Source organism: Rhizobium sp. NZLR11, assembly GCF_019685115.1.
Lineage (GTDB): Bacteria > Pseudomonadota > Alphaproteobacteria > Rhizobiales > Rhizobiaceae > Rhizobium.
The window spans coordinates 136,105-161,903 of sequence record NZ_JABDWD010000014.1; the positions used below are offsets into that span (position 1 = coordinate 136,105).

A 25,799-nucleotide genomic window follows, 5' to 3' on the forward strand; every position below is an offset into this window, starting at 1 on the left:
AAAGCCCAAAAAAGTCTGGATCAACTCTCGCGATAAGATTCTGGAATCGTCGCAACCCGGCTATATTCGCATCTCCTGGTTGCTCGTTCGGAATGACATTCGTGACTATAGACATTGCGCCGATCTTTCGGCCCTATCTCGATGAAGCGATCGCACGCTTCTCTTATCTACATCCTGACGTGGACGTCGCGACCACCGAGCGGGGCGTCGCGCTGAGCACTTCCGATCCGGCTATAGTTGCTGAATTCCGGCATACGCTCTACCGCCAGAAGATTCATCGCGAGACCGACACGCTTCGCCGGGCGGTGATCGAAAGACTGCTGCGACGAATGTGATGCCGCTGAAGTTCCGCCCGACTGGCGGGCACGAGTTGATCTTCTGCGATGATGCCGGCGGCTTCTTCCGGTCGAGCGACGCTTTCCTCGAGCGCTTTACGCCTGCCGACTGTCAGTCGCGCAGCTTGCGATCGCTGCCCCGCGAGCCGCTGCATCTTGCAATTCCGATTTATGCGGATTAAATGTGGTTACGTAACCACGAAATGCTGGAGGCTGGCCATGACCATCACCACGCTGTCAGGCCGAGAACTCAATCAGGATCTTGGCCGCGCAAAGCGCGCCACCAAGTCTGGGCCTGTCATCATCACCGACAGGGGACGGCCTGCGCATGTTCTCCTGTCATTCGAGGAGTACAAGCTGCTTACAGGCAAAATGCGGACGCTCGGTGACATGCTGGCGGCGCCAGGTGCAGAAGACGTTGACTTGCCGCTCCCGCAGCGCACGGAACATGCCCAGCCGGTCGACCTATCCTGATGATGTTGCTCGATACCAATGTCGTGTCCGAACTGCGCAAGGTCGCGAGCGGCAAGGCTGATCCCAATGTCGTGGTCTGGAACGAAACCGTCGATCCGGCCCAGACCTTCATTTCATCTGTCGTCCTGCACGAACTGGAGATTGGCGTTCGGCTGGTGGAGCGTAATGATGCCGCCGCCGGGAAGGCGCTTCGGAACTGGCTGGAAAATACCGTTCTCACTGCGTTTTCCGGCCGAATCCTGCCTCTGGACGAGGCGGTGGCAGTTCAGGCGGCCCGATGGCATGTGCCCAACCCCAAACCGATCAATGACGCTTATATTGCAGCGACAGCCTTCACCCGCCGTATGACGCTGGTCACGCGCAACATCAAAGATTTCGAAGGCACGGGAGTTGCACTCGTGAATCCGTGGAATCTTCCGACATAGCATCCACAGCGATCGTTCGTGTGGCGCAATTAATTGTAGCCTGGTGGGAAACGACCGCCTGACAGCCGCCTGATGTCAGAGGTTCGCGCGTGGTTTCATGCATGAGCGAGCTTTCTAGAATGTCGTCGACACGGGCGGTCCAGCCGACGATAGCGCCCTGCGCGCGGATCATGGATCATGGCGATGGCTGCAGCTTTGAATTCGGGGAAATAGCTTTCCGTCGCCTCCTCGGCGAGCAGGCATTCATAGCCGCGGTCGTTTGCTTCGCGCATCGTCGTCTGCACGCAGACTTCGGTGGTGACGCCGGCAAAGACGAACTGACTAAGTAGAGCAGGCGAACGTCATCTGCCGCTATTCTCGTGTCTCGACCACCTTGACCGACACGTCCAAATCCAGGAAATCGTCCGGCATTCCCGTATATCCGCCGGTAACAGGCATGATCTGTCCATTGTTGCGGGCAAACGCTACGGGAATAAGACATGCTTCTCCCACTCGTCGATGGGTGGGATCAAACGCAATCCAACCGGCTCCCGGAAGATAGACTTCCGCCCAGGCATGTGTCGATCCGCCGTCGTCGACAGATGCCCGCGGGTCGTAGATGTAACCGGAGACAGCACGCGCACCGAACCCTAAGCAACGAACAGCTTCAATGAAAAGCGCTGCGACGTCCCTGCATGAGCCACTGGCCTGCTCCAGTGTTTGTTGCGGCGACTGTGTGCCTTCCTCGTCTCGGATGCGATAGCTGACATCTGTCAGAATGCCGGCATTGATGTCTTTCAGGAGCGAAAGCGTGTCGGTCGGGCGGCTGCCCGCGAACGCTCGGGCCCAATCCGCCACACGACTACCAGGAGAGGTCGCGGCAGCAAACGCCCCGAGGTCGGTCTCGTCTTCGGTCGAGTAGGTGAAGGGATAGGCATGCGCCGAGATGTCTATATTGAAGACCGGCCACGGGTCGGCGGTCTGCTCGACAACGGCAGCACTGGAGATCGTCAGTTCGCAGGTCCGTTCAGAAAACGTTACCGTCGCGACCGTGTTGCCGAAAACGTCCTTCGACCAGTCGATCGACCCGTTCGCAGAACAGTCAATGCTGAAAGACAAGGTCCGAAGCTGTTGGTCGGTCCTGGGCGACAGGATCAGGCGGTGCGCAAGCAGCCCGACTGGCCGCAAGTAACGATAGGTCGTTCGATGCTTGATCTGAAGTTTCATGATGATTTCCCGGCCGTCAGACTATCTCAGACATAGGCCAGGGAAACGGCGCTCGTAAAGTGTACGCGCTTTGCGGACTCCGTTGTGGCGACGAGACTTCTTCTCGATGTTCGGATTCAATAAGGAGCTTGAAGCATGTCATTAGGGGCTTGGTAGCGTACGGCTTCCTGACAAATCTAAAGCGGTGCGGTAGCAACGACTGTCGCAGATTTACGACCCCGGACGTCATAACAATCGCTAGCTTTGGCCATCTTGCATGAACGCGCACCGCGAGTTGGACACCATCTATTGGGCCTTTCATATTAACGGATGTGAACACGAGACTGATGTCGTCCCGCATTTCCAAGATCTCCAGCGCATCTGCGCCATTGGATGCCTCGGCTGTCCCATAGCCGGACCCTTTACACGCAACTACCGCTTCCGCGCGGATGCCCCGGTTCTCTTCTACAATTAGGATCACGTGTTTTTGAGCATGGCCGTTCAACAACTTGATTTACCCAGCAAAGAGTTTAGCGACAGAACTATCAAATCACCAATGCTGCGGCGCAGCAACAAGATATTGGCAGCGCTATCCGCCGAGCCATGCGCTGTGATTGTCAAATTGGAATACAGCGGCTGAACGGCGGGGTCGCGGGTTCATGTCCATTCAAGGCGCCCTGGGCGAACCACCGATAAAGTTCTGCGACGCTTGCGGTAAGCCCGTAACGGTTCACGTGTCTTCGGCCGAACTCCCGTTAGGTACTACACTTCCCAGGCCAAGCCGTGAGTGCGACATCAATCAGCCGCTTCAGCAGCGCATTGCAGGCGCCATCGCAGGCCTGTGCGGACATGCCCTGGATAATTGCACCGTAGAAGCGCGCGAGCGTATCGGTATCGGTTTGCGCCGGCAATTCGCTTTCCTCAACGGCGCGGTCAAAGCGGGCTTTCACGGTTTTGATCGACGCCTCGCGCAATGCTGCCGTCATCCGCGCGACGGATGCATTTTCTTCCGCATGCTGCAGCACGGCTGTCGATACCATGCAACCTCGCGGCTTGTCCGGTTGGGTGTCACCGTCAGCGATATCGTAAAGGTAACGGCTCAGGGCTTCATAAACTGGAAGATTAGATTGGAGGATTTCCGACCGTCGGCTGGTTTCACGGGCAATGCTGAAGTCGAGCGCCTGACGGTACAATTCCTCCTTTGATCCGAACATCGAATAAAGAGTCGGCGGATTGATCCCCATGGCCTTCGTGAGATCTGCGGTCGAGGTTCCTTCGTAGCCGCGTTCCCAGAACAGCCGTGCCGCGATGTCGAGCCCAACGTCGCGATCGAGCGCGGGCGGTCTGCCTCGTTTGCGGACGGGCTTTTCCATTAAAATAGTGGTCCCTATTAAATGCGTTGACAGAGGGTTTTCTGCTCTTATTATAGGGGTCACTATTTAATTTAGCAACGGAGTGGTCCATGTCCCAAAGACTAGCAAACAAGATAGCCCTCATTACCGGAAGCTCGCGCGGTATCGGCCGGGCGGCCGCCCTTGCGTTTGCGAGGGAGGGTGCCGCGTTGATTGGTGTGCACTACACCGCCAACGCGGATGCCGCTAATGCCACGGTACGCGACATTGGGGCGCTTGGCGTCAAGGCTGTCGCTGTGAAAGCCGATCTCAGACACGGCAAGGACGCGGCCGATAACCTCTGGGCCCAGTTCAGCGAAGCCGCGCGTATAGAGACGGGCTCATCCGCTCTGGACATTCTGGTGAACAATGCGGGTATCGCGCCGGCGTTACCGTTGGAGCAGACGAGCGAAGCAGCTTTCGACGAGGTGATGACGATTAACTATAAGGCGCCGTTCTTCCTGATCCAGGCAGTGGCGGACCACATCCGCGACAACGGCCGCATCATTAATATCTCCACTGGGTTTACGCGGATCGCTGCGCCGACACATCCTGCCTATGCGGCCTCCAAGGGGGCGCTGGAGACATTGACACTGGCACTGGCACCTGAATTTGCAACTCGGGGGATTACGGTCAATGCGGTGCTTCCGGGTGTGACGGAGACGGATATGAATGCCGAGTGGCTGGCATCGCCGGACGCGCGCGCCGGCGCCGAAGCGCTCTCGGTCTTCTCACGTGTCGGCCGGGCGGAGGACGTCGCTGACGTTATCGCTTTCCTCGCATCGAACCATGCGCGCTGGACGACGGGCCAGATGATCGATGCGACGGGGGGTGCGCGGATCTGATCGATCCTAAGACTTTTCTGTGTTTGCAGCCATCCAAACCGCGGCACAGGATGCATCCTCGACGAGGTACCGGTTTAGGTCCGCTTCCCCGTTAGTCCATAAGGCAGAATCGCGCTCGCCAGGCGCGATCATGTTTTCATCCAATCGGCGGGGCGCCTGCCTAAGCTGGCAGGATCGTTCCTCGCATCCCGAACAGCCTCAACGCGCCGACATTAACTCGCCCACCAAGAACCTCTTTCGTTGGAGGTTGAATGTTCCGGTAAACGGCGGCGTAAACGGACCTGGCCGCGACAAGCCAACTCATCCTCAATGAGCAGCTGCCAACGTGTCCTCCCCCTGTCGGCGGTGATCGTGGACTGGACGCATATCTTCAGTGTGTCGTTTCGATTAAAAGTCGCGTAATCAATTTGTTGAAAAAAACATGTGCCGAGGATCGCTGTGTTTCGCGATTACCTCCGGCGCGCAGGCGAGCGTATATGGAACGCGCTTGCTTTGAATCTCGGGTGCGACTCAAGTTCCTCAGTAACATTTCGTACGAAGCATTCCTTCGAAATTCGGTGTGCTGCTGCAAGCTTTTACATCTCGAGCAAGATTCGCCTTCGCTATTGTTGCCTGCTCTCGACGAGGAGCATCTTTGTTGGCCGCGGGAAAGCTTGTGCAACTGGGCAGAAACGTTCCCGCACCGGCGAGGTAAACGGCTATGATCGTTCGACGCACGATGACTACCTCCATATTGCTTAAACGAGGCAAAAAGCAGTGTTGCCCGATCCACCTTGCGTTACGCCCCATTCAAAAAGTATATGTTTGAATTCAACTGATATGTCAGCAGTTCATTTCCCATCAAGGCGTTTGATCTGAACAGAAAAAGCTCGATCGCGCCGATCTAGCTGCGATCGGCATTGTCCTGACCGTCACGCCTATGACAGCAGCCAATGGTTCACGCGAGGGCGAATGCAATCCCACGGCGCGGGATCCGGGGAAAGCTAGACGAGAAACGCATCGAATGCCCTTACGTTCGGATTGTCGCGCCGACTTTTCGGCCACAGCGCCGTTATTTCCCGTCACCAGACTGCGCAACGCATTCAGTGAAAGCGTGTCGGCATGCTCGGGGGAGGGGAGCCGTCTCTTTGCCATCCCCGGACCGAATCATGATTTGCCCGGTCTTAGGAATCCCTGCGCCGACCAATAGGGTTCTACGCGCCGGGTTATGCACACTTTCTATGGGCGGTCGCCGAAATGCTGCCACCGATTTTGCCCCACGTACCCGGATGGAGCCGGCCTTCCGCGCCGGCATCGCATTGGCGCGTCTCGATGCGCGCATTGCCCGCTCGCCGGTTGGCGCCGGCTTCCTCGAACGATCCCAGTTTGCCGATGCCTGTGCCTCGTTGTGGATCGACGGCGAGCTTGTGCATCTCGAGGACCTCGTCCCCGACGACGCCACTCGCGATATCCGCACACCCACCCAAGCTGACCATCACCCGCTCGCGCCGGCGCATCGCCGGCCAACGACCTGGCTGGGCGATGTCCGCTGAGGTGCATTCGCACCCTGCGCCAGAAGGTGACTTTTGGCCAAAGATCGTGTTCGTCCGCGAACTTGTCTCACACATCATGTTCCACGAGGTCGGCTATACCGGTCCATATCAGAGCTACCTCGACGGCTACAAAATGGTTCATGCGGCCATGTCTGTCGGGGAAGACTCCGAGGCGGGTGATCCGGTCGATGAAGGGGCGGATCCACCAGCTTTCATTGAAAGTCTCCCGTCTTCATCGTGACGCTCGATTACCCTTCGCAGCGTTTTGTTCGTTCGCGTTTATACACTATGACGATCAGCATCTCGACGACTATCTGAGGGCTTGAATGTCAGAAAAATATAGCCTATTTTCTGACACATGAAAACGCTCACGGCATCAGTTCCAGACCGAATCATGAAGCGCGCCCGTGCCAGCGGGTGTGGCGGCGTCTTCACACCCAGTGACTTTTTGGACGTGGCCGCGCGGGCGACGGTCGACCAAGCCCTTTCCCGGTTGGCCAAGAATGGGAAACTCCGCCGCTTGGCGCGAGGACTGTACGATTTCCCGAAGGTTCATCCGCAACTTGGGGCCCTTTCGCCGACGCCTGACGATGTGGCGAAAGCGTTGGCGCGGGAGACCGGATCCCAGGTGCAGATTGCCGGCGCGCGTGCGGCGAATGCCCTTGGCCTATCAACACAGGTCCCGGCAAAGAGCACCTATCTGACCAATGGCCCCTCCCGCCGTGTCGTACTCGGTAAGCGCGTCGTGGATCTGCGCCACGCTTCGCCCAAGCACCTTATTGCTCCGGGCAGTGCTGCAGGCACCGTCGTACAGGCCCTTCGTCACGTCGGGGCAATACGTGCCGCCGACGTTGGGCAGATCGCGTCGCGTCGGCTGTCGGCCAGCGACAAGAAGACGCTTGCATCCAATGCGATCCAGGCCCCCGCATGGATGCGGCCGACGCTCGTCTCGATCGCCAACGCAGCATCGGGTGAGATCGATGGATAAGGTTGCTCTTCTTCCTGCCGATGATCGGGCGGCCCTCTTTGGCGAGACGGGTGCTGGCCGAGGCGTCACCAATACGATCATAGAAAAAGACTTCTGGGTCTGCTGGACCTTGAAGCGGCTTTTCGGCCTGCAGCAGAAAGATACGGCCACCCTTGTGTTCAAGGGTGGCACTTCGCTTTCCAAGGCGTTCGGTGGCATCAGCAAGAAAAAAGCCGAGAAACTCATCGAAGCCCTGGTAAGCGCCGCCAATTGGCCTGATTTTGCTCCGCCGTTGACATAACAAAGCGCTTCCTCGCCGAAACTGACCAAAACCAGGACTTTGATCCAGATCAACCCGCGTCCTCACCGGTTGGCTATACTGTGGTCTTGCTTTGGCGATTGGTGCGCAGGGCTAAAAGGGGACTACGTCAATGATCAGATCATCTCCAATTGGGCCCGCTGTGGTCGCGTTCTTCTTTGCCGTTGCCGTTGCCGTTCCGGCCTACGCCTTGGGCCAGACCGTGGTTAAGGCGGAACTGTGGAACAAACCAGATGGCTCGCAAGGCGTTACCCTAAGCACTGATCACGTCAAACCGGGCAAAGTTCAGTTCCAGGTAAAGAACGTCTCCACCGACGAAGATCACGAACTTCTGCTCGTCAAGACGGACCTTGCCCCCGCGGATTTTCCAATGGATGCAAGCGGCGCGCGCGTCGATGAAGACAAGTTCAAGGGCCTCAAAGAGCTCGGCGATGTGCATCCGGGCAAGTCGCGAAATACCACCTTGACCCTTAAGGCCGGCAAATACGTGCTGTTCTGCAACGAGCAGGGACACTTCGGTGCGGGAATGTACATTGCTTTCATGGTTGAACCCTAGGTGTTTAGTCCCAGCGGAGTGTGGCAAAGCGAAAGGATGCGGGCCTGGTCGCTTCTGCAGAAGCACATGGACTGGTGGGAGATCGGCTCCATGAAGCCCCAGGAGCTCCCCGTGCTCGAAGTGTCGCCGCATGTCTTTTACGGCATCGCCGTCACGAGCGTATCAGGAAGGAGAGCGTCCGACACCAACTGACGTCCTGGCGCGACTCGAGCGGTCGTCCGCAGAACGAAAAATGGAGCAGGGCGCGCGCTAAACGGCATGGTCTACGACCGAGCCGAACACGTCCCAATCGGCGGCAATTGCGACGAGATTGGCGCCGACTTCTTTGCCGATCAAAACGATGACCTGGAACCGATTGCTCGCACACGCGTGAACCGAAGCGGGAGTGTCGACGGGCCGGCCCCATCGTCTTGCCGGCACAGGTCATAGGATTAATCATCCATCCGGCCATCGCGATTACGACACCGGTCGGACCTAAGACCCGAAAAACTCACCTGTCGCCCACCGCTCGACGCGACGAACACAGACCTTCTGACCGAAATACGGATGCCAAGGGTAATGAACTTCCACTTCATCGCCGACTTGGGCGGAATGAACGGGGGACGGCTCTCAAACGGAAGGACGCTCTTTTTGTCGGGCATGGCGCAGGGGCTGAGAACTGGGCGATCATCGCCTCGCTTATCAAGATCTGCAAGCTCGCCGTCGATCTGCTGGCCTACCTGACCGCGACGCTTACCGCCAATAGCCACAAGCAGAGCAAGATCGACGAGTTAATGCCATAGATCACCCCATAATCTGGCAGAAACGCGCGGTATTGAGTGCAAATCGTGCAAAGCGCACCGCTTTATCGGAAGTCCAATTCGACGATATGTCCAGAATTCGATCGTGATGTCGAGAACGACGCTTGATGTATTTCTACTATGCGTCCGACAATCTTCAGCCCGATCCCAAGGCTGTCAGGGGGGCTGGACGCGCTTTTATGAAGCGGCGAGAGTTTGGGGGAGCGATCCTCGACTGCGATGGTGCCGTTGCCCACACAAACTATCACCACGGTGTGATCAGGGGTGTGCCTGACGGCGTTCTCGATCAAATTGCGAACCGCGTCTCTTAGAAGAGAAGGCGCACCCCTGAATATGGTGCTTTCGACCTGACTGAAGAACTCCAGCGAATGTTTGTTTTCGTAAACCCAGGGGGCTAGTTGCGCAACGACGGATGATGTTAGCTCCACGAGGTCGACCTCCTCGAACATGCCGTGATCAACGCTGTCGAGCCGAGCAAGGGCGGTAAGCTGAGCAACGAAGTTCACCAGGTCATCAAGGTCGGCTTCTGCCCTCCTGGCACGGGGATCATCGATATGACCGAGTTCCAACTTCAGCGCCGCAAGCGGTGTTCGGATTTCGTGGGCGATCCCGGATGTCAGGACCTTCTGCGACATCATCAACTCGCCAACGCGCTCGAAGGCGCGGTTGACTGCGGCTGCAAGATGCGCAACTTCCCGCGGCATTTGGTCGAAGTCCAAATGCGAACGTGAATCCATAGGGTCAATCCGGTCGGCTGCATCTGCGGCAGCTCGGACCGGCCGCAATGCTTGGCGGACAGACAACAAGGTTCCACCAAGTACGAGCACGAGGAGAATGCTCATCGGCACAATCAGGTGTTCAATCACCTCGTTCCAGAGGACGTCAGACATAATGTCAGAGGGATCACCGATTGTCGCGATGTCGACGAGGAAGCGCTGATTAGCAATTACGAACGCCCGCCCGCCGACCAGCGACAGAGGCTTTCCAGGTACCAAAGATCGCAGCCAGAAGTCCGGAGGGTTCACATCGGTTGGGAGGAAGCGATCCTCACAGGCGGCGTCGCACGATTGGAACACCAGCGCACCGTTTGCTGCACGAATTCGGGCAACATAACCGCTGTCTCCTTTATGGTAACGTTGCTGCACACTATCTGGAAGACGGTAGCGAATGCTGGATTCTTCCACTGTGATCCCGGCCGCAAGCCGCTCTGTTTCCTGCTCAACGAACAATCGAGATAGCTCACCAACATTCCAGTAGTAGTCCGAGAAGACGATGGCAAGTTGCAGGAGCATGGCGAAGAGCGCGAAGAACGCGATCCGGCGAGCGAGAATGGCCCCTAGCGTCGCGCGCGACTGGCTCAATCACGCACCTCACGCATCAGATAGCTCACGCCCCTGATCGTCTCGATTGATAAGTGGGTATTGTGCCTCTCTAGCCTCTTTCTGAGACGGGATACGGCCAGTTCGACAGCGTTACTGCTTCTCTCATCGCCAAATTCCGAGAATGTATGCTCAATCCTGGCTTTGGCGACAACTTTTCCACCATTGCGCATCAGCAATTCGAGCAATCCTTTCTCCGATGGGGCAAGAGCGACTTCATCACCCGCGCAGGTTACCTGTCGCGCCGCGACATCAAGTTTCAGCGCCGCGAATTCGAGAACTGGCATGGATGTGACGGGCGACCGGCGGATAAGTGCGCGTATCCGCGCAGTGAGTTCGCCGTTGTGGAACGGCTTAGCCAGATAGTCGTCAGCGCCGGCATCAAGTCCGGCGATCCGTTCGTCGATCGCACCTCTTGCAGTTAAGGCAAGCACTGGCGTCTGGGTGCCCGCATCCCTGAGCGACTTCAGAACGTCGATCCCATCTTCATCAGGGAGACCGAGATCGAGCAGCAGCAGGTCGTACTCCCCTTCTCGAAGGGCCACGCGTCCCTCCTGTGCGGTCTCGAACGCGTCGATCTTCCAACCCTCATCCCGGATTGCCTCGCAAAGAAGCCCACGAAGCCGGGCGCTGTCCTCGATGAGCAGAATCCTCATGCCTTCTTTCGACCCGTAACCATCGACCAGACGAGATTTTCTCGATGCCTCCAGCTTTCCACGACAGCAGCGCCAGCGTGGACGAAGACGAGAACCATAATGCTGTTGGCGATGGTGCCGTGCAATTGTTCAAGCCATTTTTCGCCCCAGAAGGCGTCCCACGTCGTCATCCAGCCTGTCAGGGCAGTTGCCCCAAGAAGAGCGATAAGCAAGAGCATCATCACCGATGCCAGCGGATTGTGGCCGAGGTATCGCTTCTCTTTGCGCTGAATGATCCCGCTGATTTGATCCTTGACCTTGCGCGGTGTCGGAAAGAACTCGGTGAATCGCGCATGCTTCGTGCCAACAAGGCCCCAGACGAGACGAACGATGATCGCTCCCGCCACCACGTAACCAGTGATGCGATGCCAGTATTTCCCTTCCTCCAGGATGAAAAGGTTGAGTGTGCAAGCTGTGACAATGGTCCAATGGAAAATACGGACGATCGGGTCCCAGACCTTGACGCTCTTTTGTGCGGTGTCGGAGGGCGATACGCCCCCCTTCGTCGACGAGATCACCGTCATCGCTCAATCGCCCTTCTGCACGATGTCACCGGATACCGGATTGAAGTAGACCTCGGCTCGCTTGCCCTCCTTATCCTTGCCGTAGATTTCATAGCAGTTTCCCGTGACTTCGAAGGTCTTGACCTTGTAGCCGAGCGTATCGATCTTCGCCTTCATGGCGTTCTCCGACATCCACTTGGACTTCGGCTCTTTTGTACAACTCGGGCTGGCCAACGCCAGTGCCGGTACTGAAGCGACGATTGCGACTGCGGTCATCAGTTTCAACATAATCATGCGGTCCTTTGCTTACACCCAACCGGGCGACGAACCGAGCAATAGAATTCTCCAGCTGTCCGTTTGCTGTCAGACGGTACGAAAGGTGCTCTCGGCGACTCATTCAGGCGTCAATGTGCGAGCGCCACGGCGGTTACGGTCGACCGCGGCGCCTCCGTCAGTCTGTTCTCGGCGTTGGCTGCAACGCCGGCCGCAGCAGTCCCGCCCGGCCATCGAAGACGTCGGTCCCTCCGCGGCAAGAACGGGGTGACGGCTCCCGTCGGGAGCGACCTACATGCGGGTGGTTTCGATGAACCGGAGCATGCGTCACGATCCTCGGCCGATGGCGCAGACGGTGGCGTACATGTCAGTAGACGTCCTTCCCAGACAGGCCGATAAACTCGGTCGTCAGACCTTCGATGTGGGCTTCCTTGAGGAGACGGTCGGCGCTCATGATGTCGAGGCACATGGCTCCGTTGAACGACTGCCTCAACGGGCAGCAAAAGTGATCTCTCACCCACGACAAGCCTCGCGGCGTTGCCACCGTCACCTCCCAGCGATCCTCGTCCCGGCGCTCGAGAACCAGGTCGGTGGCGTTCCGCTCGACCGGGGCCAGCCCGGCGGTCGGCGTCGCGGCTGTTGTCTCCTTTTTATGGATGATGCCATCATCGCGCATGTCCGTGTCCTTCGGATGAAGCCATGGTTTAAGGTCCTATCCAAGCAGGCTATCGGAGGCGGCGCGCGCGGTCTTTGACGCGCATCAATCCTTGCGTTTGACGGACGCCGCCGTTTGGGAGGGCGATAGCGTTCCGAAGGCGATATTGCCAATGGAGAATAGCTTCAAGGCCATGGTACTCGAACAGGTAGGTCGTCCGCTTCGCCTTGTAGAGCGACCGGATCCTTCGCCGCCGCCCCTCGCTCATGCGAACCAAGTGCTAGACGATCTGCGGGCCGGCCGCATTGAACCGCGCCGGGTTTGCCGGAGACCGTTTGGTTTAACTTATGCGGCCATGGCTGGTTCGTCCAGCATGGCGTAGTAGCGTTCCTCGGCCTCGACTGGGCGCATGTTTCCGATGGGCTCCAGAAGGCGGCGGTGGTTGAACCAGTCGACCCATTCGAGCGTGGCGAACTCCACCGCTTCGAAGTTGCGCCATGGTCCCCGGCGATGGATCACCTCGGCCTTGTAAAGGCCGTTGATCGTTTCGGCGAGAGCGTTGTCATAGGAATCGCCAACGCTGCCGACCGACGGCTCGATGCCTGCCTCCGCCAGCCGCTCGGAATACTTGATTGACACGTATTGCACGCCCCTGTCGGAGTGGTGGATGAGCCCGCCGCGATGGATGGGCCGCCGATCATGAAGTGCTTGGTCCAGAGCGTCGAGGACGAAACCTGCATGGGCAGTCCGGCTTGCCCGCCAACCGACGATGCGGCGGGCGAAGGCATCAATGACGAAGGCCACGTAAACGAAGCCCTGCCAGGTCGCGACATAGGTGAAATCGGAAAGCCAGAGCATGTTGGGTGCTGGAGCCTTGAAGTGGCGATTGACGCGGTCGAGCGGACATGGGGCAGACCTGTCCGACACGGTGGTTTTGACTGGCTTGCCGCGAATGATGCCTTGAAGACCCATCATTCTCATGAGCCTTGCGACGGTGCAGCGAGCGATATCGAAGCCTTCTCGCTGCAACTGTCGCCAGACTTTCCGCACGCCATAGACCTGGAAGTTCTCGTTGAACACCCGGCGTATCTCGACTTTCATGGCAATATCATTCCGTTCGCGGGCCGATAGGCGGTCCACGTCCGTGCGCTTGGCGATAACCTCATAATAGGTGGACGGGGCAATCGGCAGCAGTCTGCAGATCGGCTCGACCCCGAGCACCGAGCGGTGTTCGTCGATGAAGGAAATCATCGCTTCAGTGGGCGGTCGAGCTCCGCCTGGGCAAAATACGCCGAGGCTTTGCGTAAAATCTCATTCGCCTGACGAAGCTCGCGGTTCTCCCGCTCCAGAGCCTTCATCTTCTCCGCCACGTCACTCGGCAAACCTGCACGCTTGCCGCTGTCGACCTCGGCCTTCTTCACCCATTCATGGAGGGTATGCGCCGAGCAGCCGATCTTGGCCGCTATCGATGATACCGCCGCCCAGCGCGATGAGTGCTCGGCTTCATGTTCCGTCACCATCCGAACGGCGCGGGCGCGGACTTCAGGAGAGAATTTGTTCGTCGTCTTGCTTGTCATAGACCCTACTTCTCACGAGTTGGGGTCTCCGGCAAACCCGGCGCGGTTCACTGCAATGGAACGCGCAATGACGGCACCTTTAGGGAGAAGTCACCAAAGGCATCCCCCACCTAAGTCGAATTGAGCCTAAAATAATCCCCACCACGTGATGCATTATGCATGTTGGCGTGTTCTCGTCCAGATTGACGAGATGAGCTGTTTACCTTCAGGATCTAGGGGTGAATTCCTCCGATCGCCAGCACCTTTCCCGCGTCGCCGCCCTCGGCTGCACCGTGGTGCTTCCCGATACCGGCGAGCGGTGCTGCCCCCGGCTGAAATCCACCACCCACGTGACGGACAGGGGATGGGCAACGGGCCCACCATTCTCAAGCGATTCCGCTGTGTTTCAATCACCATTCCGCCCAATCGCCGCTTCCGTATGGTCACGCCGTCCATAAGGGCACCAAGACGTTCGAGGCGATATATGGGACGGAGTTAGAGCTGTTGGCGCGGACGCGGGAACCACGGGCGCCACCCGGACATAGCCATTTCTGTTGCCGGTACACACCGCCGTACGGCTTATGACTGAGTCTATCTCCTGGTCAACGCCCCAGGCTTCAGCGCCATGTCCACGACCCGCGCACGGCATGCCCGTTTCGCGGTCGTCGCCAAATTTAACGGTTCAAGACGTACGGGCAATCATCCCTCTCGGTGCTTTGGCAGCCAGCAGAGTTCGTTCGCCTCCTTTTTGAACGGGTGGAAGCGACTTATCGAACATTGGGAAAGGAAGCTGGGATAAATGGAAATGAGATTGGGACATCGACAAGAATGGCGTCGAATGAATTTCCTTCGGGCTTGACGGGAAATCAAAGTTACTTAATCTAACGGGCTCGGAACTCTTGGAGGAGCGGGACCGAGCTTTCGCGCTCTCTGTCGCACCATCTTCATCGCCCTAAGCCATGATTCCGGATCGTTCGCCGTCGATTTTCAACAGGATAAGCCATGTCTCTGACTATCACCCAACGCCTCAATGGCCTCAAAGTCCGCATTGCCGAGCTGGCGCATTGGCGGGATCGACAAAGTGCGGCGATCGAGGGTTGGACATTTGAGGGCGAGTCGATCGGCCATCAGCAGGATTGGCCGCATCGTCGGGGCGTCGTACATTTTGCCGCGAGCGCTGAAGCCCCGGCGGGCTGGCCTCTCCAAGATATCCGCCTGCAGCTCGATCTCGGCGGCGAGAGCCTGATCACGCTGAGCTATCCCGATGGCCAGAGCGAGACATTCGGCCTCGATCCCTACCATCAGGAATTTCCGGTCAAGGGGCGCCGCTTCCAGATTGCGACGGAAAGCGTCGCCCGCTTTCCGTTCGGGGAGCCGAACCGGGCGCCGAGGCTGAACAAGGCCCGGTTCATCTGGCTCGACGGTCCGGCGCATCGTCTGCATCTTCTGTTGAAGCAGGTTACCGAAGCGATCGACGTGTTGGGCGAGCATGACGTCGTGCCGCATCTGATGGAGGCGGCCGAGCATGCGCTTCGCAACCTCGACTGGCCCTCGGATACGGCGGCTTATGTCTCCCGCACGTCGGACGCCGTGATGCAGCAGAAGATCTGGGAACTGCCGGAGCTTGAGGCAAATCCCGCAGGACTGACCGACGAGCAGAGCGCTTCGGCGGCCTCTGCCTTCGAGGCTTTGACGGCAAGATTGAAGGCGCTGCAGAAGCGGTTTCCCCCGAATGGCGAATTGCTGCTGACCGGCCATGCGCATATCGATCTCGCCTGGCTTTGGCCCTATCGCGAGACGCGGCGCAAAATGCGGCGCACCTTCAATACGGCGCTGTCGCTGATGGAGCGTTCCGACGATTTCCGTTTCAACCAATCGACCGCCCATTATTACGCGCAGATGGAAGAGGAAGACCCGGAGCTTCTGGAACGCATCAAGCAGAAGGTCGCGGAAGGAAAGTGGGAAACCGTCGGCGGCATGTGGGTGGAGCCCGACACCAACATGCCGACCGGCGAAAGCCTCGTCCGCCAGGTTCTCTACGGCCAGCGCTATTTCGAAAAGACCTTCGGCACGCGCCACACGGTCTGCTGGCTGCCGGATTGTTTCGGTTTCTCCGGCGCTCTGCCGCAGATACTGAGGCAAGGCGGCATCGACAGCTTCTTCACTATCAAGGTCAATTGGAGCGAGACCAATCATATTCCCTCCGATCTCTTCTGGTGGAAGGGCCTCGACGGCAGCCGGGTGCTGACCCACACCTTCGACAATCCGATGCAAGGTTATAACGGCTTCGTGCAGGCCGATTGCTACGTACCGACATGGAAGAATTTCCGCGGCAAGACGCAGCATGAGACCTCGCTTCTGGCTGTAGGTTACGGCGACGGCGGCGGCGGCGTGACGCCTGAAATGGTCGAGCGCGAAGTGCAGTTGCGTGATTTCCCGGCCATCCCGCAGGCGCGCTGGGGCACGGTCAAAAGCTTCTATGAGCAGGCGCACCGCACCGCGGGGGAAAAGAGCCTTCCGGTGTGGGACGGCGAAATATATCTCGAATTGCACCGCGCCACGCTGACGAGCCAAAGCGGCGTCAAGCGCAAGCATCGCCAGGCGGAGCGGGCGCTGATCACCGCTGAAACTCTGGCGTCGCTGGCGCATTTGCTGGGCGCCGACAGGCCCAAAAGCTTCGAAGCGGATTGGCGCGTGGTGCTGAAGAACGAGTTCCACGACATTCTGCCGGGCTCGAGCATCCATGAAGTCTATCAGGATGCGGAGCAGGAGCTCGATGGCGTCATCGACAATGCGAGGAACGAGCAGGCAAATGCATTGCAAGTGCTGTCGGCCAATCTGCCGAAGGGCGGGATTGCTGATGCGCTCGTCGTTGTCAATCCGTCGCTTGCGCCGCGGGCGCTCAGCGCCACGTTTGCCGACGGCACTGTCGTCTCTGCCGAGGATATCGTCGCCCCCTTATCCGTCGCGGTCTTCGACAAGCGCGCACTCCGGCCGGCGGGTGGGCTGAAGGCCGGTCCCGACCGCCTCGAAAACGACCATCTCGCCGTCATCATCGGCAAGGATGGCGCGGTTGCGAGCCTCATCCACAAGGCGACGGGCCGTCAAGCGGTCGACGGCTCGGCCAACCAGCTCTGGGTCTATCCGGCCGACAAGCCGCGCAATTGGGACGCCTGGGATATCGATGCGGATTATGCCGAAAAGGCCGTCCGCCTTGAGGCGCCGGAGAGCATCGCCCTCGTCGAAAGCGGCCCGCACCGCGCGGCGATCCGCGTCATCCACCGATACCGCAATTCAAGCGTCACCCAGACCTATGTGCTGACAGCCAACGCCAAACGGCTTGATATCGAAACGACGATCGACTGGCATGACCGCCGCACCCTGCTACGAACATTGAACCCGGTCGACGTCCGGGCTCGCAAGGCCACGTTCGAATGCGCCTTCGGCTTCGTCGAGCGGGCAACGCACACGAACACCTCCTGGGAGCAGGCAATGTTCGAGGCCGTCGCCCATCGTTTCGTCGATATCAGCGAACCCGGCTTCGGCGTCGCAGTGCTCAACAATGCCAAATACGGCCACAGCGCCCGTGGCAACGTGATCGGCATGAGCCTGGTGCGCGGGCCGATCTATCCTGATCCGCTGGCAGACGAAGGCGAACAGAGCTTTACCTATGCGCTGATGCCGCATGAAGGCGCTTGGCATGAAGGCGGCGTCCTCGACGAGGCGATCGATCTCAACCAGCCGCTCGTCGCGACCGAAGCCAAGGATCTCTCCGCCGGCAATTTCGCGCCACTCACCATCGCCGGCACCCCTGTCGCCTTCTCGGGCCTGAAGCCGGCCGAGGAGGGCGATGGCCTGATCCTGCGCCTCTACGAACCCGCCGGCCGGCGCGGCCGCCTCTCCCTTGCCCTGCCTTCCGGATGGTCGGCCTCGCAGCCGCTGAACATTCTCGAAGAGCCGATGGAGCGGAAAGGACCCGCCGACATCATGCCGTTCGAAATCAGGACCTGGAGACTGCAAAGGGCCTGACGTTGCTTTCTTGGGAGAGCCCGCACCGCCGCTCCGATGCGGCGGTGAGGACGAGGCCGGGCGACAGCGCGGCACATTGGCGGCACGTATAGATATTCAGGGTGCGAGATATACGGGTTTGCTGGTCGGGCAGAGGTATCGCGAAGCCGTAAGCGGCATCGTGAACTGGTTGGCCCGGCTTGATGGAAGATAAATCCAATCAGTCTTCCAAACCGAGGCTTGCCAACAGCCGGCCGACATAGGCTTCCAGGCCGCCGACCATGTCGAAGCGGGTGGGATCGCGCAGCCAGAGCATCTGAAGGCCGTCCATCACGGCGATCAGTTCGGCGGCCATCGCCTCGCCATCGATCTTGGCGTCGATCGTGCCATCTGAGATGGCTCGTTCGAAGGTCGAGGCGACATCGTTCTGCATCTGGGTGGCGCGAGCGAGAAACCATGGCTTGGCGGGGTGATCCTTCATCAGGCTCTCAGCATTCAGGATGGCGAAGGCCCTGACCACCTCGACCATTTCGGCGTTGCGGCGGAAGACTGCAATCATGCCCTTGAGCAGGCCGCTGAGATCGGAGCGGTAGTGCCCGATGAAATCCGCGCTTTCGAGATCGCGCCTGGCGAGGATGGCGAGCAGGAGATCGACCTTGGTCGGGAAGTGGTGCAGAAGACCGGGCAGCGACAGGCCGACATCCCGGGCGATGTCGGCGATGGCGGCATTCTGGTAGCCGTCTTCGGCAAAGCGCCGCATCGCCGCCGTCAGGATTTCCGCGCGGCGGGCTTCGCCCTTGGTGGATCGACGCTGCCGCTTTTCGTCCTGTCCGGTCTTCTGTTCTGATAATTCCGCCATCGTCTCTTGCCTGCCTCTTGGAGCGGCGATCGGCGCGCGCCTCAACTGATTTCTCCGGTGCTCTTCATCCATACATCAGGCTTGCCCGATTGACATCTTAAAAATACCGAGTAATCGGTAGGTTTAAAGATTTTCTTGGGAGGTTTGCATGATCGATTCCATTCTCGACCAGATGACGCTCGAGGAGCAGGTCTCCCTGCTATCCGGCGCCGATTTCTGGACGACCGTTCCTGTCGAGCGTCTCGGCGTACCGAAGATCAAGGTGACAGACGGGCCGAATGGCGCCCGCGGCGCCGGCTCACTGGTCGCCGGCGTCAAGGCGACCTGTTTTCCCGTCGGCGTCGCCCTCGGCGCCACCTGGAATCCTGATCTCGTCCGGCAGATGGGTGTGGCGCTGGCGCGTCAGGCAAAGAGCAAGGGTGCGGCGGTACTGCTGGCGCCCACGGTGAATATCCATCGCTCCGGCCTCAACGGACGCAATTTCGAATGTTATTCCGAAGATCCGATGCTGACCGCCGAACTCGCCGTCGCCTATATCGACGGCGTCCAGGGCGAGGGGATCGCGGCGACGATCAAGCACTTCGCCGGCAATGAATCCGAGATCGAGCGGCAGACCATGTCCTCCGATATCGACGAGCGGACGTTGCGCGAAATCTATCTGCCGCCCTTCGAACAGGCCGTCCGCCGCGCCGGCGTGATGGCCGTCATGTCTTCCTATAACCGCCTCAACGGCACCTATACGAGCGAGCATCACTGGCTGCTGACCAAGGTGCTGCGTGAGGAATGGGGATTTGACGGGATCGTCATGTCCGACTGGTTCGGATCGCATTCGACTGAAGAGACGATCAACGCCGGTCTCGATCTTGAAATGCCGGGTCCGGCGCGCGATCGCGGCGAGAAGCTGGTTGCCGCCGTGCGCGAGGGCAAGGTTGAGGCCGCCATTGTGCGGGCGGCGGCGCGGCGCATGTTGCGTCTGCTCGAGCGGGTCGGCGCCTTCGAGAAGAAGCCCGATCTCACCGAGCAGGCGATCGATCTGCCTGAAGACCGGGCACTGATCCGGCGCCTCGGCGCGGAAGGCGCGGTCCTCCTCAAGAACGACGGCATCCTGCCGCTTGCCAAGACCTCGCTCGACCGGATTGCCGTTATTGGCCCCAATGCCGCAAGCGCGCGTGTCATGGGCGGCGGCAGTGCGCAGATGGCGGCGCATTATACGGTTAGCCCGCTCGAAGGCATTCGGGCCGCGCTTTCCTATGCCAACAGCATCAGCCATGCGGTCGGCTGCCGCCACAACCGTCTGATCGACGTGTTCAAGGGAAAGATCACCGTCGAATATTTCAAGGGGCGTGGCTGTCAGGGCAATCCGCTGCATGTCGAGACCGTCGACAAGGGCGAGTTCTTCTGGTTCGAGCTGCCGTCGGGCGAACTCGACCCCGCAGATTTCTCGGCCCGGATGACGATGCAATTCGTGCCCGAGGAGAGCGGTGATCATGTCTTCGGCATGACCAATGCCGGCCTGGCGCGGCTCTTCGTCGATGCTGTGCTGACGGTCGACGGCCATGATGGCTGGACGCGCGGTGAGAACTATTTCGGCACAGCCAATGACGAGCAGCGCGGCACCCTGACGCTCGAAGCCGGCCGGGACTATGCGGTTACCGTCGAGTATGAGCCGTCTACCGCGAGCGGGGAGGGCATCAACCTCATCGCCGTCCGTTTCGGTCTGGAAAAGCCGCTCGGCGAGGCCGATATCGGGGCAGCCGTCGAGACGGCCCGCAATGCCGATGTTGCGCTTCTCTTCGTCGGCCGCGATGGCGAATGGGATACCGAGGGTCTGGACCTGCCCGACATGCGGCTTCCCGGCCGGCAGGAGGAACTGATCGAGCGGGTTGCGGCTGTCAACGCCAACACCGTGGTCGTGTTGCAGACCGGCGGCCCGGTGGAAATGCCCTGGCTCGGCAAGGTTCGCGCCGTGCTGCAGATCTGGTATCCGGGGCAGGAACTGGGCAATGCCGTCGCCGATATCCTGTTCGGCGATGCCGAGCCCGGCGGGCGCCTGCCGCAGACCTTCCCGAAGGCGCTGGCCGACAATTCCGCCATCACTGGCGATCCCATCGTCTATCCCGGCAAGGATGGGCATGTACGCTATGCCGAAGGCGTCTTCGTCGGCTACCGTCATCACGACATACGCGCCGTCGAGCCGCTCTTCCCCTTCGGCTTCGGCCTTGGCTATACGCGCTTTGACTGGGGTGCGCCGCGGCTTTCGGCCAGCGAAATGGGCGCCGAAGGCGTGACTGTCAGTGTCGATCTGACCAATATCGGCGACCGGGCGGGATCGGAACTGGTGCAGCTTTATGTGCGTTCACCGAAGACCAAAGTGGAGCGGCCGGACAAGGAACTGCGCGCCTTCGCAAAGTTATCGCTGCAGCCCGGTGAGACCGGCACGGTCACAATGAAGATCCTGCCGCGCGATCTCGCTTATTTCGACGTCTGGGCCGGCGCCTTTCGGGCCGAACCGGGCGATTATCAGCTGGTCGTGGCGGCGAATGCCGCGGATATCAAGTTCGTCGTCGAGCTGCCGTCCCCATCCAGCTACGTGCTGCCGCCGTCTCACTAACGGTGGCGGCAAAGCCCCTTTATAGTCGACCCGGGCCTTGTCGGTACCCTCAGCCGTCCGCCTTCGAAGAGACGGTCGCGTGGTTCGACCTGCGATCAGACCGCGTCGGGCTGGGTGCGGAGATTGGTTACGACGCGCCTGTTCTGCACCTTGCAGGAGCGATCCGTACAGTCGCGAACTTCGCGATCGTTGCCGTAGCCCCTGGCCCACATGCGCTTGGCGTCCACCCCCTTCGAGGTGAGATAGGCCATTGCCGCATCGGCGCGCTTCTGCGACAGCGTCTCCATCTTCGAAGCGGAACCGGAATCGTCGGCAAATCCCTGCAGCTTGAGCAGCCAGGTCGGGTTCCTGTTGAGCCAATTGGCCTGATTATCCAGGGTTGCCATGGCGACGGAATCGAGCGCGGCGGAGTCCTGCTTGAAGTAGATCCGCCGGCCGACATTGAGGATAAAATCCTCTTCGCTGCCCGCCGCCACTTTTTCGAAACCGGGCGCGGGATCGTTGGTCTGGCCGGTCATCGGCGCTGCGGTGGGTTCTTCCAGGGAGGCGATTTCTGTGGTGGAGCAGGCCACAAGCCCCAGGAGCATGGCGGCAGCAAGAAGGCGTCTCGTGTATCCGGTCGTGATAGACATCAGGGTGATATTCCTTATTCGACCGGAGTTGTTTGGCTGACCTGAGTGGTGCTTTCAGCCTGGTCGGCGATATGCGGGAGAACCTGTACGGCCGTGCCGATGGGGCAGCGCTGGTAAAGATCGATGGCGTCCTCGTTGAACATGCGGATACAGCCGCTGGAGGCATCCTTGCCGATGCTCCAGGGCTCAAGCGTGCCATGGAAGCGATAGCCGGTGTCGACGCCGTCGCGATGCAGGTACATGGCGCGCGGGCCAAGCGGGTTCTTCGGGGAGCCTCCCGCCACGAATTCCGGCAGTTCTGGATGGCGCTTGCGCATCTCCGGCGGCGGCGTCCAGCGCGGCCAAAGCGATTTGGCATCGATCGTGGCGCGGCCGAACCATTTGAAGCCCTCGCGACCGACGCCGACGCCGTAGCGGATGGCGGTCTTGTTCTCCATAATCACGTAAAGAAAATGGTGCCTTGTATCGACGACGACGGTGCCGATCGGCTCGCTGCTGAAGTATTTGACGACCTGGCGGTGCCACTGTTTGTCGATCTTGGCGAAGTTGGTCCCTCGGAACGTCACGCCATTATCGACGATCGTGCCACCAAAATAGGAAGACGCCGCGGCGAGCGCCGGTTTCCCGACTGCACCGGCGCCAAGTAACGCCAAACCACCAAGCAAAATATCCCTGCGGGTCCCCACCATCGACAATATCCCCCTTAAAGCCACAGCAGTGAAAATCAGTAAAACAGATTTTTCATTTGCGACAACAGAAAATTCTTCCCTTCCCTCAGGGCCGGGGTCGAGTTGCCGGCCTTCTGGATAAATTTTGCTCAAATCGTTACTCATCCAAGATGACGCCACGCCTACAAACCCGCGAACCACTTGCACAAACAGATCGCTGTCAGCGGTCCTGTCGTTTGAGATCATTCATCATTGAGATGGCAAGCCGACAGATGCCCCGGTGCAATTTCCTTTTTCACCGGCACTTCCATATGACAGCGGTCCATCGCGAATGGGCATCTCGGATGGAAGTGACAGCCTTTCGGCGGGTTTATCGGGCTGGGGAGTTCGCCATCGACGGGCTTGAACTGTCGTTTGCCGGGTTCGATGCGCGGCACCTCGGCCAAGAGCGCTTTCGTGTAAGGATGATTGGGCCGCCTGAAAACTTCCTCGACGGGCGCCTCTTCGACGATGCGGCCGAGATACATGATCGCAACGCGGTCGGAAATATGTTCCACGACGCCGAGATCATGGCTGACGAACAAATAGGTCAGGTCGAGCTTGTCACGAAGTTCCATGAACAGGTTGATGACCTGGGCCTGGATGGAAACGTCGAGCGCCGCGACGCTTTCGTCACAGACGAGGAATTTCGGCTGCACGGCAAGCGCGCGCGCAATGTTGACGCGTTGCCGCTGGCCACCGGAAAACTGGTGCGGGTATCGCTTTTTCATGGCCGGGTTGAAACCGGCCAGCATCAAATATCTGTCGACATAGGCGTCGCGTTCCGTCGAGCGGGCAAGCCCATGTGTTCGAGGCGCCTCCCAGATAAGCTCCTCGACGGTCATTCGCGGATTGAGAGCCGCCATCGGGTTCTGGAAGATCATCTGGCTGGCGAGACCGAACTGATGCTGCTCGCCTTTCGACATGGCGCTTCGGTCCATCCCCTTCCAGAGAATGTGGCCCTGGCTCGGCGAGGTGATCCCTGCAATGGCGCGGCCAAGCGTCGACTTTCCGCAGCCGCTTTCGCCGACAAGGCCGACAACCTCTCCAGGCCGGATGCTGAGGCTGACATCATCAAGTGCGTGAACGACAGGCGCCGGTTTGGCCAGCTTGAGCTTGAGCGCGATCTTGGCGGCCAGGTCGGGCTTGGCTCCGAAGCGCTGCGACACGTTCCTCGCTTCGATCAGGGGCATGGCGGTCATCATGCTATCTCTTTCGTTACGGGGTGAATGCAGCGGAAGGAGCGATCACCTTCCGGCATGAGCGCCGGCATGACCAGACAGCCGTCGGTTGCCCGATCACAGCGCGTACGAAAACTGCATCCCTGTGGGAGGCGGTTGATCGCCGGCGTCATGCCGCGGATCTGGCGAAGCGGCTCTCCGCGTCTGTTTTGCGAAGGAACGGAAGCGATCAGGCCGGCAGTGTAGGGATGGTGGGGATCGGTCAGAACCTTGCCCACCGGTCCGGTCTCGACGAGGCGGCCGGCATACATGACAGCGATCTCATCGGCCAATCTTGAGACGATCGCCAGATCGTGGGTGATCCAGATCACCGCCGTATTTCCCCCTTCGGTGAGTTTCTGGAATTCGGAAATGATCTGGCTCTGGATCGTCACATCCAGCGCTGTTGTCGGTTCATCGGCAATGATAAGGTCCGGCTTGTGAAGAAGCGCGATGGCAATCGCCACGCGCTGGCGCATTCCGCCGGAAAACTGATGTGGGTAGGCGGCAAGCCTTTCTTCAGGGGTTGGTATTCCGACCAGCGCCAAAGCATCCCGCGCCCACTGCCTGGCGGCATCCTTTGAGACACGCTCATGTGCCTGGACGGCTTCCACCATCTGCGTCCCGACCGTCAGGACCGGATTGAGCGTCATCATCGGATCCTGGAATACCATGGCGATCCGCTTGCCGCGTAGCTGCCGCATCTCCTCGTCCGAATATTTCGCAATGTCGGCGCCGTCGAAGATGACCCTGCCGCCGGCAACCCGGCCGGGTTTATCGAGAAGCCGCATGATCGAGAAGCCGGTCACCGATTTTCCGGATCCGGATTCTCCCACAAGACCAAGGACCTTGCCGCGCTCCACCGTAAACGACACATCATTGACGGCGCAAAGGCTGGGGCGTCCCCTGCCGTCGCCGAATTCGGTGACGAGATTGCTCACTTGCAGCAACGGGGTCATGACATGTTCCTCGGGTTGAGGACATCGCGTAGCCGGTCGCCGACGAGATTGATCGCCGCAATCGTGACCAGAAGGGCAATGCCTGGGAAGAAACTGATCCAGTAGAGGCCTGTCAGAAGATACTGGTAGCCGGTCGAGATCAGCATGCCGAGCGAGGGTTCGGTCACGGATGCACCGAGACCGAGGAAGGACAAGGTTGCTTCGAGGCTGATCGCCCTGGCGATCTGCATGGTGGCTATGACGATGACCGGCGCAAGACAGTTCGGCAGCAGGTGCCTGAAGAGGATGCGCCATCCGGGCAGGCGCAGCATCCGGGCCGCCTCGATATATTCCTTTTCGCGCTCGACCAGAGCGGTGCCGCGGACCGTGCGGGCATAAGTCGCCCACTCGGCGATAATCAGTGCGATCACGACGTTGGACACACCCTTGCCGAGGATGGCGAGAATCATGAGCGCCATCAAGATGGTGGGAAAAGACAGCTGCAGGTCGACGAGCCGCATCATTGCGGTTTCCGTGCGCCCTCCCATGTAAGCGGCGAACAGCCCGGCAGAGGTTCCGATAATGGCAGCAGCGAAAGCCGACAGAACGCCCACCAGTAACGAGGTGCGCAGGCCATAGAGGATGCCGGACAGAATATCGCGGCCCTGGCTGTCGGTACCGAGGTGATAGACGAGCCCGGTCATGGATTCGGACCCCGGCGGCAGTCGCCCGTCCATGATGTCGAGCTGCATCAAATCATAGGGATTTTGCGGGGAAATCCATGGCGCGAGCAACGCCAGGCAACAGATGATCACCAGCGTGAGGAATGCGATCGCGGCTGCCGGAGAGCTGAAGAAATCCGCGATCCCTTTCGACAGACGACCGGGTTCGGGCGTTGGAGCGCTTGTGTCTTGCGTGTTTGGTTCGGCCATGG

Annotated in this window: 25 protein-coding genes, 5 pseudogenes and 1 other annotated feature; of the genes and pseudogenes, 14 read left to right on the forward strand and 16 right to left on the reverse strand. The window is 59.5% G+C overall.

From position 1 onward, the window contains the following. The first annotated feature begins 101 nt into the window (after nt 1-101). The 4 genes from HJB83_RS23030 to HJB83_RS23045 are packed head-to-tail and all read left to right on the forward strand — an operon-like array spanning nt 102 to nt 1,234. Nucleotides 102-335 carry a hypothetical protein gene (locus tag HJB83_RS23030; RefSeq protein WP_207584490.1) on the forward strand — a complete coding sequence of 78 codons (234 nt, stop codon included), beginning with the start codon at nt 102-104 and terminating at the stop codon, nt 333-335. Then, nucleotides 335-517, forward strand: a complete 183-nt coding sequence (locus tag HJB83_RS23035) for a hypothetical protein (protein WP_207585203.1) — start codon at nt 335-337, stop codon at nt 515-517. The genes HJB83_RS23030 and HJB83_RS23035 overlap by 1 nt, the downstream gene beginning before the upstream one ends. Nucleotides 518-554: 37 nt before the next feature. Then, the gene (locus tag HJB83_RS23040) at nt 555-809 is read left to right on the forward strand and encodes a type II toxin-antitoxin system Phd/YefM family antitoxin (RefSeq protein ID WP_207584491.1); all 255 of its coding nucleotides are present in this window, start codon (nt 555-557) and stop codon (nt 807-809) included. Beyond that, nucleotides 809-1,234, forward strand: coding sequence for a type II toxin-antitoxin system VapC family toxin (locus HJB83_RS23045; protein ID WP_207584492.1), 426 nt, complete (start codon nt 809-811; stop codon nt 1,232-1,234). The genes HJB83_RS23040 and HJB83_RS23045 overlap by 1 nt, the downstream gene beginning before the upstream one ends. A gap of 109 nt (nt 1,235-1,343) precedes the next feature. On the opposite strand, the pseudogene HJB83_RS23050 reads toward HJB83_RS23045, so the two are convergent. From HJB83_RS23050 to HJB83_RS23065, 4 genes and pseudogenes are all read right to left on the reverse strand, one after another. Beyond that, nucleotides 1,344-1,560 (reverse strand): annotated as a pseudogene (locus tag HJB83_RS23050) (cysteine hydrolase family protein); the annotation flags it as partial. 25 nt (nt 1,561-1,585) lie between these two features. After that, a complete protein-coding gene (locus HJB83_RS23055; RefSeq protein ID WP_221133013.1) occupies nt 1,586-2,440 on the reverse strand; it encodes a transglutaminase family protein in 855 nt (284 codons plus the stop codon). A 16-nt stretch (nt 2,441-2,456) separates the two neighbouring features. Continuing rightward, the gene (locus tag HJB83_RS23060; RefSeq protein WP_246762870.1) at nt 2,457-2,900 is read right to left on the reverse strand and encodes a response regulator; all 444 of its coding nucleotides are present in this window, start codon (nt 2,898-2,900) and stop codon (nt 2,457-2,459) included. Nucleotides 2,901-3,174: 274 nt separating this feature from the next. Continuing rightward, nucleotides 3,175-3,792, reverse strand: a complete 618-nt coding sequence (locus tag HJB83_RS23065; RefSeq protein ID WP_207584494.1) for a TetR/AcrR family transcriptional regulator — start codon at nt 3,790-3,792, stop codon at nt 3,175-3,177. Nucleotides 3,793-3,881: 89 nt separating this feature from the next. Here HJB83_RS23065 and HJB83_RS23070 point away from each other — a divergent pair, with 89 nt between their 5' ends. From HJB83_RS23070 to HJB83_RS23100, 7 genes and pseudogenes are all read left to right on the forward strand, one after another. Further along, a complete protein-coding gene (locus tag HJB83_RS23070) occupies nt 3,882-4,655 on the forward strand; it encodes an SDR family oxidoreductase (RefSeq protein WP_207584495.1) in 774 nt (257 codons plus the stop codon). Nucleotides 4,656-5,875: 1,220 nt separating this feature from the next. Continuing rightward, nucleotides 5,876-6,188, forward strand: a pseudogene (locus HJB83_RS23075) (hypothetical protein); the annotation flags it as partial. 393 nt (nt 6,189-6,581) lie between these two features. Next, nucleotides 6,582-7,175: a DUF6088 family protein gene (locus HJB83_RS23080; protein WP_221133014.1), complete on the forward strand. Its 594-nt coding sequence runs from the start codon at nt 6,582-6,584 to the stop codon at nt 7,173-7,175. Then, a complete protein-coding gene (locus tag HJB83_RS23085) occupies nt 7,168-7,455 on the forward strand; it encodes a hypothetical protein (RefSeq protein WP_405049178.1) in 288 nt (95 codons plus the stop codon). Before HJB83_RS23080 ends, HJB83_RS23085 begins: the two co-directional genes overlap by 8 nt. Nucleotides 7,456-7,585: 130 nt before the next feature. Next, entirely contained in the window at nt 7,586-8,029 is a 444-nt protein-coding gene (locus HJB83_RS23090) for a plastocyanin/azurin family copper-binding protein (RefSeq protein WP_207584497.1), read from the forward strand. A gap of 21 nt (nt 8,030-8,050) precedes the next feature. Continuing rightward, nucleotides 8,051-8,221 (forward strand): annotated as a pseudogene (locus HJB83_RS23095) (pyridoxamine 5'-phosphate oxidase family protein); the annotation flags it as partial. 395 nt (nt 8,222-8,616) lie between these two features. After that, nucleotides 8,617-8,811, forward strand: a pseudogene (locus tag HJB83_RS23100) (IS66 family transposase); the annotation flags it as partial. Between the two features lie 62 nt (nt 8,812-8,873). Here the strand turns inward: HJB83_RS23100 and HJB83_RS23105 are convergent. The 6 genes from HJB83_RS23105 to HJB83_RS23130 form a co-directional block, all read right to left on the reverse strand. Next, entirely contained in the window at nt 8,874-10,190 is a 1,317-nt protein-coding gene (locus HJB83_RS23105; RefSeq protein WP_207584505.1) for an ATP-binding protein, read from the reverse strand. Then, on the reverse strand, nt 10,187-10,864 hold the full coding sequence (locus tag HJB83_RS23110) for a response regulator transcription factor (protein ID WP_221133015.1): 678 nt from the start codon (nt 10,862-10,864) through the stop codon (nt 10,187-10,189). Before HJB83_RS23110 ends, HJB83_RS23105 begins: the two co-directional genes overlap by 4 nt. Then, on the reverse strand, nt 10,861-11,427 hold the full coding sequence (locus tag HJB83_RS23115; RefSeq protein WP_221133016.1) for a cytochrome b/b6 domain-containing protein: 567 nt from the start codon (nt 11,425-11,427) through the stop codon (nt 10,861-10,863). Before HJB83_RS23115 ends, HJB83_RS23110 begins: the two co-directional genes overlap by 4 nt. 3 nt (nt 11,428-11,430) lie before the next feature. After that, nucleotides 11,431-11,697: a PepSY domain-containing protein gene (locus HJB83_RS23120; RefSeq protein ID WP_207585185.1), complete on the reverse strand. Its 267-nt coding sequence runs from the start codon at nt 11,695-11,697 to the stop codon at nt 11,431-11,433. A 349-nt stretch (nt 11,698-12,046) separates the two neighbouring features. After that, on the reverse strand, nt 12,047-12,355 hold the full coding sequence (locus HJB83_RS23125) for a hypothetical protein (RefSeq protein ID WP_221133017.1): 309 nt from the start codon (nt 12,353-12,355) through the stop codon (nt 12,047-12,049). 324 nt (nt 12,356-12,679) lie between these two features. Further along, a protein-coding gene (locus HJB83_RS23130) for an IS3 family transposase (protein WP_259669724.1) occupies nt 12,680-13,911 on the reverse strand; the annotation gives its coding sequence in 2 pieces (ribosomal slippage) (nt 12,680-13,620 and nt 13,620-13,911; 1,233 coding nt in all). Continuing rightward, nucleotides 13,511-13,627: a sequence feature (AL1L pseudoknot), on the reverse strand. It overlaps the preceding gene by 117 nt. A gap of 981 nt (nt 13,912-14,892) precedes the next feature. Here HJB83_RS23130 and HJB83_RS23135 point away from each other — a divergent pair. Together HJB83_RS23135 and HJB83_RS34780 are read left to right on the forward strand one after the other, a co-directional pair. Continuing rightward, entirely contained in the window at nt 14,893-17,919 is a 3,027-nt protein-coding gene (locus HJB83_RS23135) for a glycoside hydrolase family 38 C-terminal domain-containing protein (RefSeq protein WP_221133018.1), read from the forward strand. A gap of 51 nt (nt 17,920-17,970) precedes the next feature. Next, nucleotides 17,971-18,112 (forward strand): annotated as a pseudogene (locus tag HJB83_RS34780) (hydrolase); the annotation flags it as partial. Nucleotides 18,113-18,118: 6 nt separating this feature from the next. On the opposite strand, the gene HJB83_RS23140 reads toward HJB83_RS34780, so the two are convergent. Continuing rightward, nucleotides 18,119-18,757 carry a TetR/AcrR family transcriptional regulator gene (locus HJB83_RS23140; protein WP_207584509.1) on the reverse strand — a complete coding sequence of 213 codons (639 nt, stop codon included), beginning with the start codon at nt 18,755-18,757 and terminating at the stop codon, nt 18,119-18,121. A 148-nt stretch (nt 18,758-18,905) separates the two neighbouring features. Between HJB83_RS23140 and HJB83_RS23145 the strand changes: the two genes are divergently transcribed. Next, nucleotides 18,906-21,368: a beta-glucosidase gene (locus tag HJB83_RS23145; RefSeq protein ID WP_221133019.1), complete on the forward strand. Its 2,463-nt coding sequence runs from the start codon at nt 18,906-18,908 to the stop codon at nt 21,366-21,368. 95 nt (nt 21,369-21,463) lie between these two features. On the opposite strand, the gene HJB83_RS23150 is transcribed toward HJB83_RS23145, so the two are convergent. From HJB83_RS23150 to HJB83_RS23170, 5 genes are all read right to left on the reverse strand, one after another. Continuing rightward, on the reverse strand, nt 21,464-22,000 hold the full coding sequence (locus HJB83_RS23150; RefSeq protein ID WP_207584511.1) for an OmpA family protein: 537 nt from the start codon (nt 21,998-22,000) through the stop codon (nt 21,464-21,466). Nucleotides 22,001-22,014: 14 nt separating this feature from the next. Beyond that, nucleotides 22,015-22,689, reverse strand: a complete 675-nt coding sequence (locus tag HJB83_RS23155; protein WP_207585187.1) for a L,D-transpeptidase — start codon at nt 22,687-22,689, stop codon at nt 22,015-22,017. A 221-nt stretch (nt 22,690-22,910) separates the two neighbouring features. Continuing rightward, nucleotides 22,911-23,912, reverse strand: coding sequence for an ABC transporter ATP-binding protein (locus HJB83_RS23160; RefSeq protein ID WP_207584512.1), 1,002 nt, complete (start codon nt 23,910-23,912; stop codon nt 22,911-22,913). After that, nucleotides 23,909-24,886 carry an ABC transporter ATP-binding protein gene (locus tag HJB83_RS23165; RefSeq protein WP_221133020.1) on the reverse strand — a complete coding sequence of 326 codons (978 nt, stop codon included), beginning with the start codon at nt 24,884-24,886 and terminating at the stop codon, nt 23,909-23,911. Before HJB83_RS23165 ends, HJB83_RS23160 begins: the two co-directional genes overlap by 4 nt. Beyond that, complete coding sequence (locus HJB83_RS23170) at nt 24,883-25,797, reverse strand: ABC transporter permease (RefSeq protein WP_221133021.1); 915 nt, start codon at nt 25,795-25,797, stop codon at nt 24,883-24,885. The genes HJB83_RS23165 and HJB83_RS23170 overlap by 4 nt, the downstream gene beginning before the upstream one ends. Between the last annotated feature and the right edge of the window lie 2 nt (nt 25,798-25,799).

Excerpts from the sequence above, each read along its gene's own strand:
- HJB83_RS23035 (WP_207585203.1), top strand. The coding sequence starts at position 335 with ATGCCGCTGAAGTTCCGCCCGACTGGCGGGCACGAGTTGATCTTCTGC.
- HJB83_RS23040 (WP_207584491.1), top strand. The coding sequence starts at position 555 with ATGACCATCACCACGCTGTCAGGCCGAGAACTCAATCAGGATCTTGGC.
- HJB83_RS23045 (WP_207584492.1), top strand. The coding sequence starts at position 809 with ATGATGTTGCTCGATACCAATGTCGTGTCCGAACTGCGCAAGGTCGCG.
- HJB83_RS23055 (WP_221133013.1), bottom strand. The coding sequence starts at position 2,440 with ATGAAACTTCAGATCAAGCATCGAACGACCTATCGTTACTTGCGGCCA.
- HJB83_RS23065 (WP_207584494.1), bottom strand. The coding sequence starts at position 3,792 with ATGGAAAAGCCCGTCCGCAAACGAGGCAGACCGCCCGCGCTCGATCGC.
- HJB83_RS23070 (WP_207584495.1), top strand. The coding sequence starts at position 3,882 with ATGTCCCAAAGACTAGCAAACAAGATAGCCCTCATTACCGGAAGCTCG.
- HJB83_RS23080 (WP_221133014.1), top strand. The coding sequence starts at position 6,582 with ATGAAGCGCGCCCGTGCCAGCGGGTGTGGCGGCGTCTTCACACCCAGT.
- HJB83_RS23085 (WP_405049178.1), top strand. The coding sequence starts at position 7,168 with ATGGATAAGGTTGCTCTTCTTCCTGCCGATGATCGGGCGGCCCTCTTT.
- HJB83_RS23090 (WP_207584497.1), top strand. The coding sequence starts at position 7,586 with ATGATCAGATCATCTCCAATTGGGCCCGCTGTGGTCGCGTTCTTCTTT.
- HJB83_RS23110 (WP_221133015.1), bottom strand. The coding sequence starts at position 10,864 with ATGAGGATTCTGCTCATCGAGGACAGCGCCCGGCTTCGTGGGCTTCTT.
- HJB83_RS23115 (WP_221133016.1), bottom strand. The coding sequence starts at position 11,427 with ATGACGGTGATCTCGTCGACGAAGGGGGGCGTATCGCCCTCCGACACC.
- HJB83_RS23125 (WP_221133017.1), bottom strand. The coding sequence starts at position 12,355 with ATGCGCGATGATGGCATCATCCATAAAAAGGAGACAACAGCCGCGACG.
- HJB83_RS23135 (WP_221133018.1), top strand. The coding sequence starts at position 14,893 with ATGTCTCTGACTATCACCCAACGCCTCAATGGCCTCAAAGTCCGCATT.
- HJB83_RS23140 (WP_207584509.1), bottom strand. The coding sequence starts at position 18,757 with ATGGCGGAATTATCAGAACAGAAGACCGGACAGGACGAAAAGCGGCAG.
- HJB83_RS23145 (WP_221133019.1), top strand. The coding sequence starts at position 18,906 with ATGATCGATTCCATTCTCGACCAGATGACGCTCGAGGAGCAGGTCTCC.
- HJB83_RS23150 (WP_207584511.1), bottom strand. The coding sequence starts at position 22,000 with ATGTCTATCACGACCGGATACACGAGACGCCTTCTTGCTGCCGCCATG.
- HJB83_RS23155 (WP_207585187.1), bottom strand. The coding sequence starts at position 22,689 with ATGGTGGGGACCCGCAGGGATATTTTGCTTGGTGGTTTGGCGTTACTT.
- HJB83_RS23160 (WP_207584512.1), bottom strand. The coding sequence starts at position 23,912 with ATGATGACCGCCATGCCCCTGATCGAAGCGAGGAACGTGTCGCAGCGC.
- HJB83_RS23165 (WP_221133020.1), bottom strand. The coding sequence starts at position 24,886 with ATGACCCCGTTGCTGCAAGTGAGCAATCTCGTCACCGAATTCGGCGAC.
- HJB83_RS23170 (WP_221133021.1), bottom strand. The coding sequence starts at position 25,797 with ATGGCCGAACCAAACACGCAAGACACAAGCGCTCCAACGCCCGAACCC.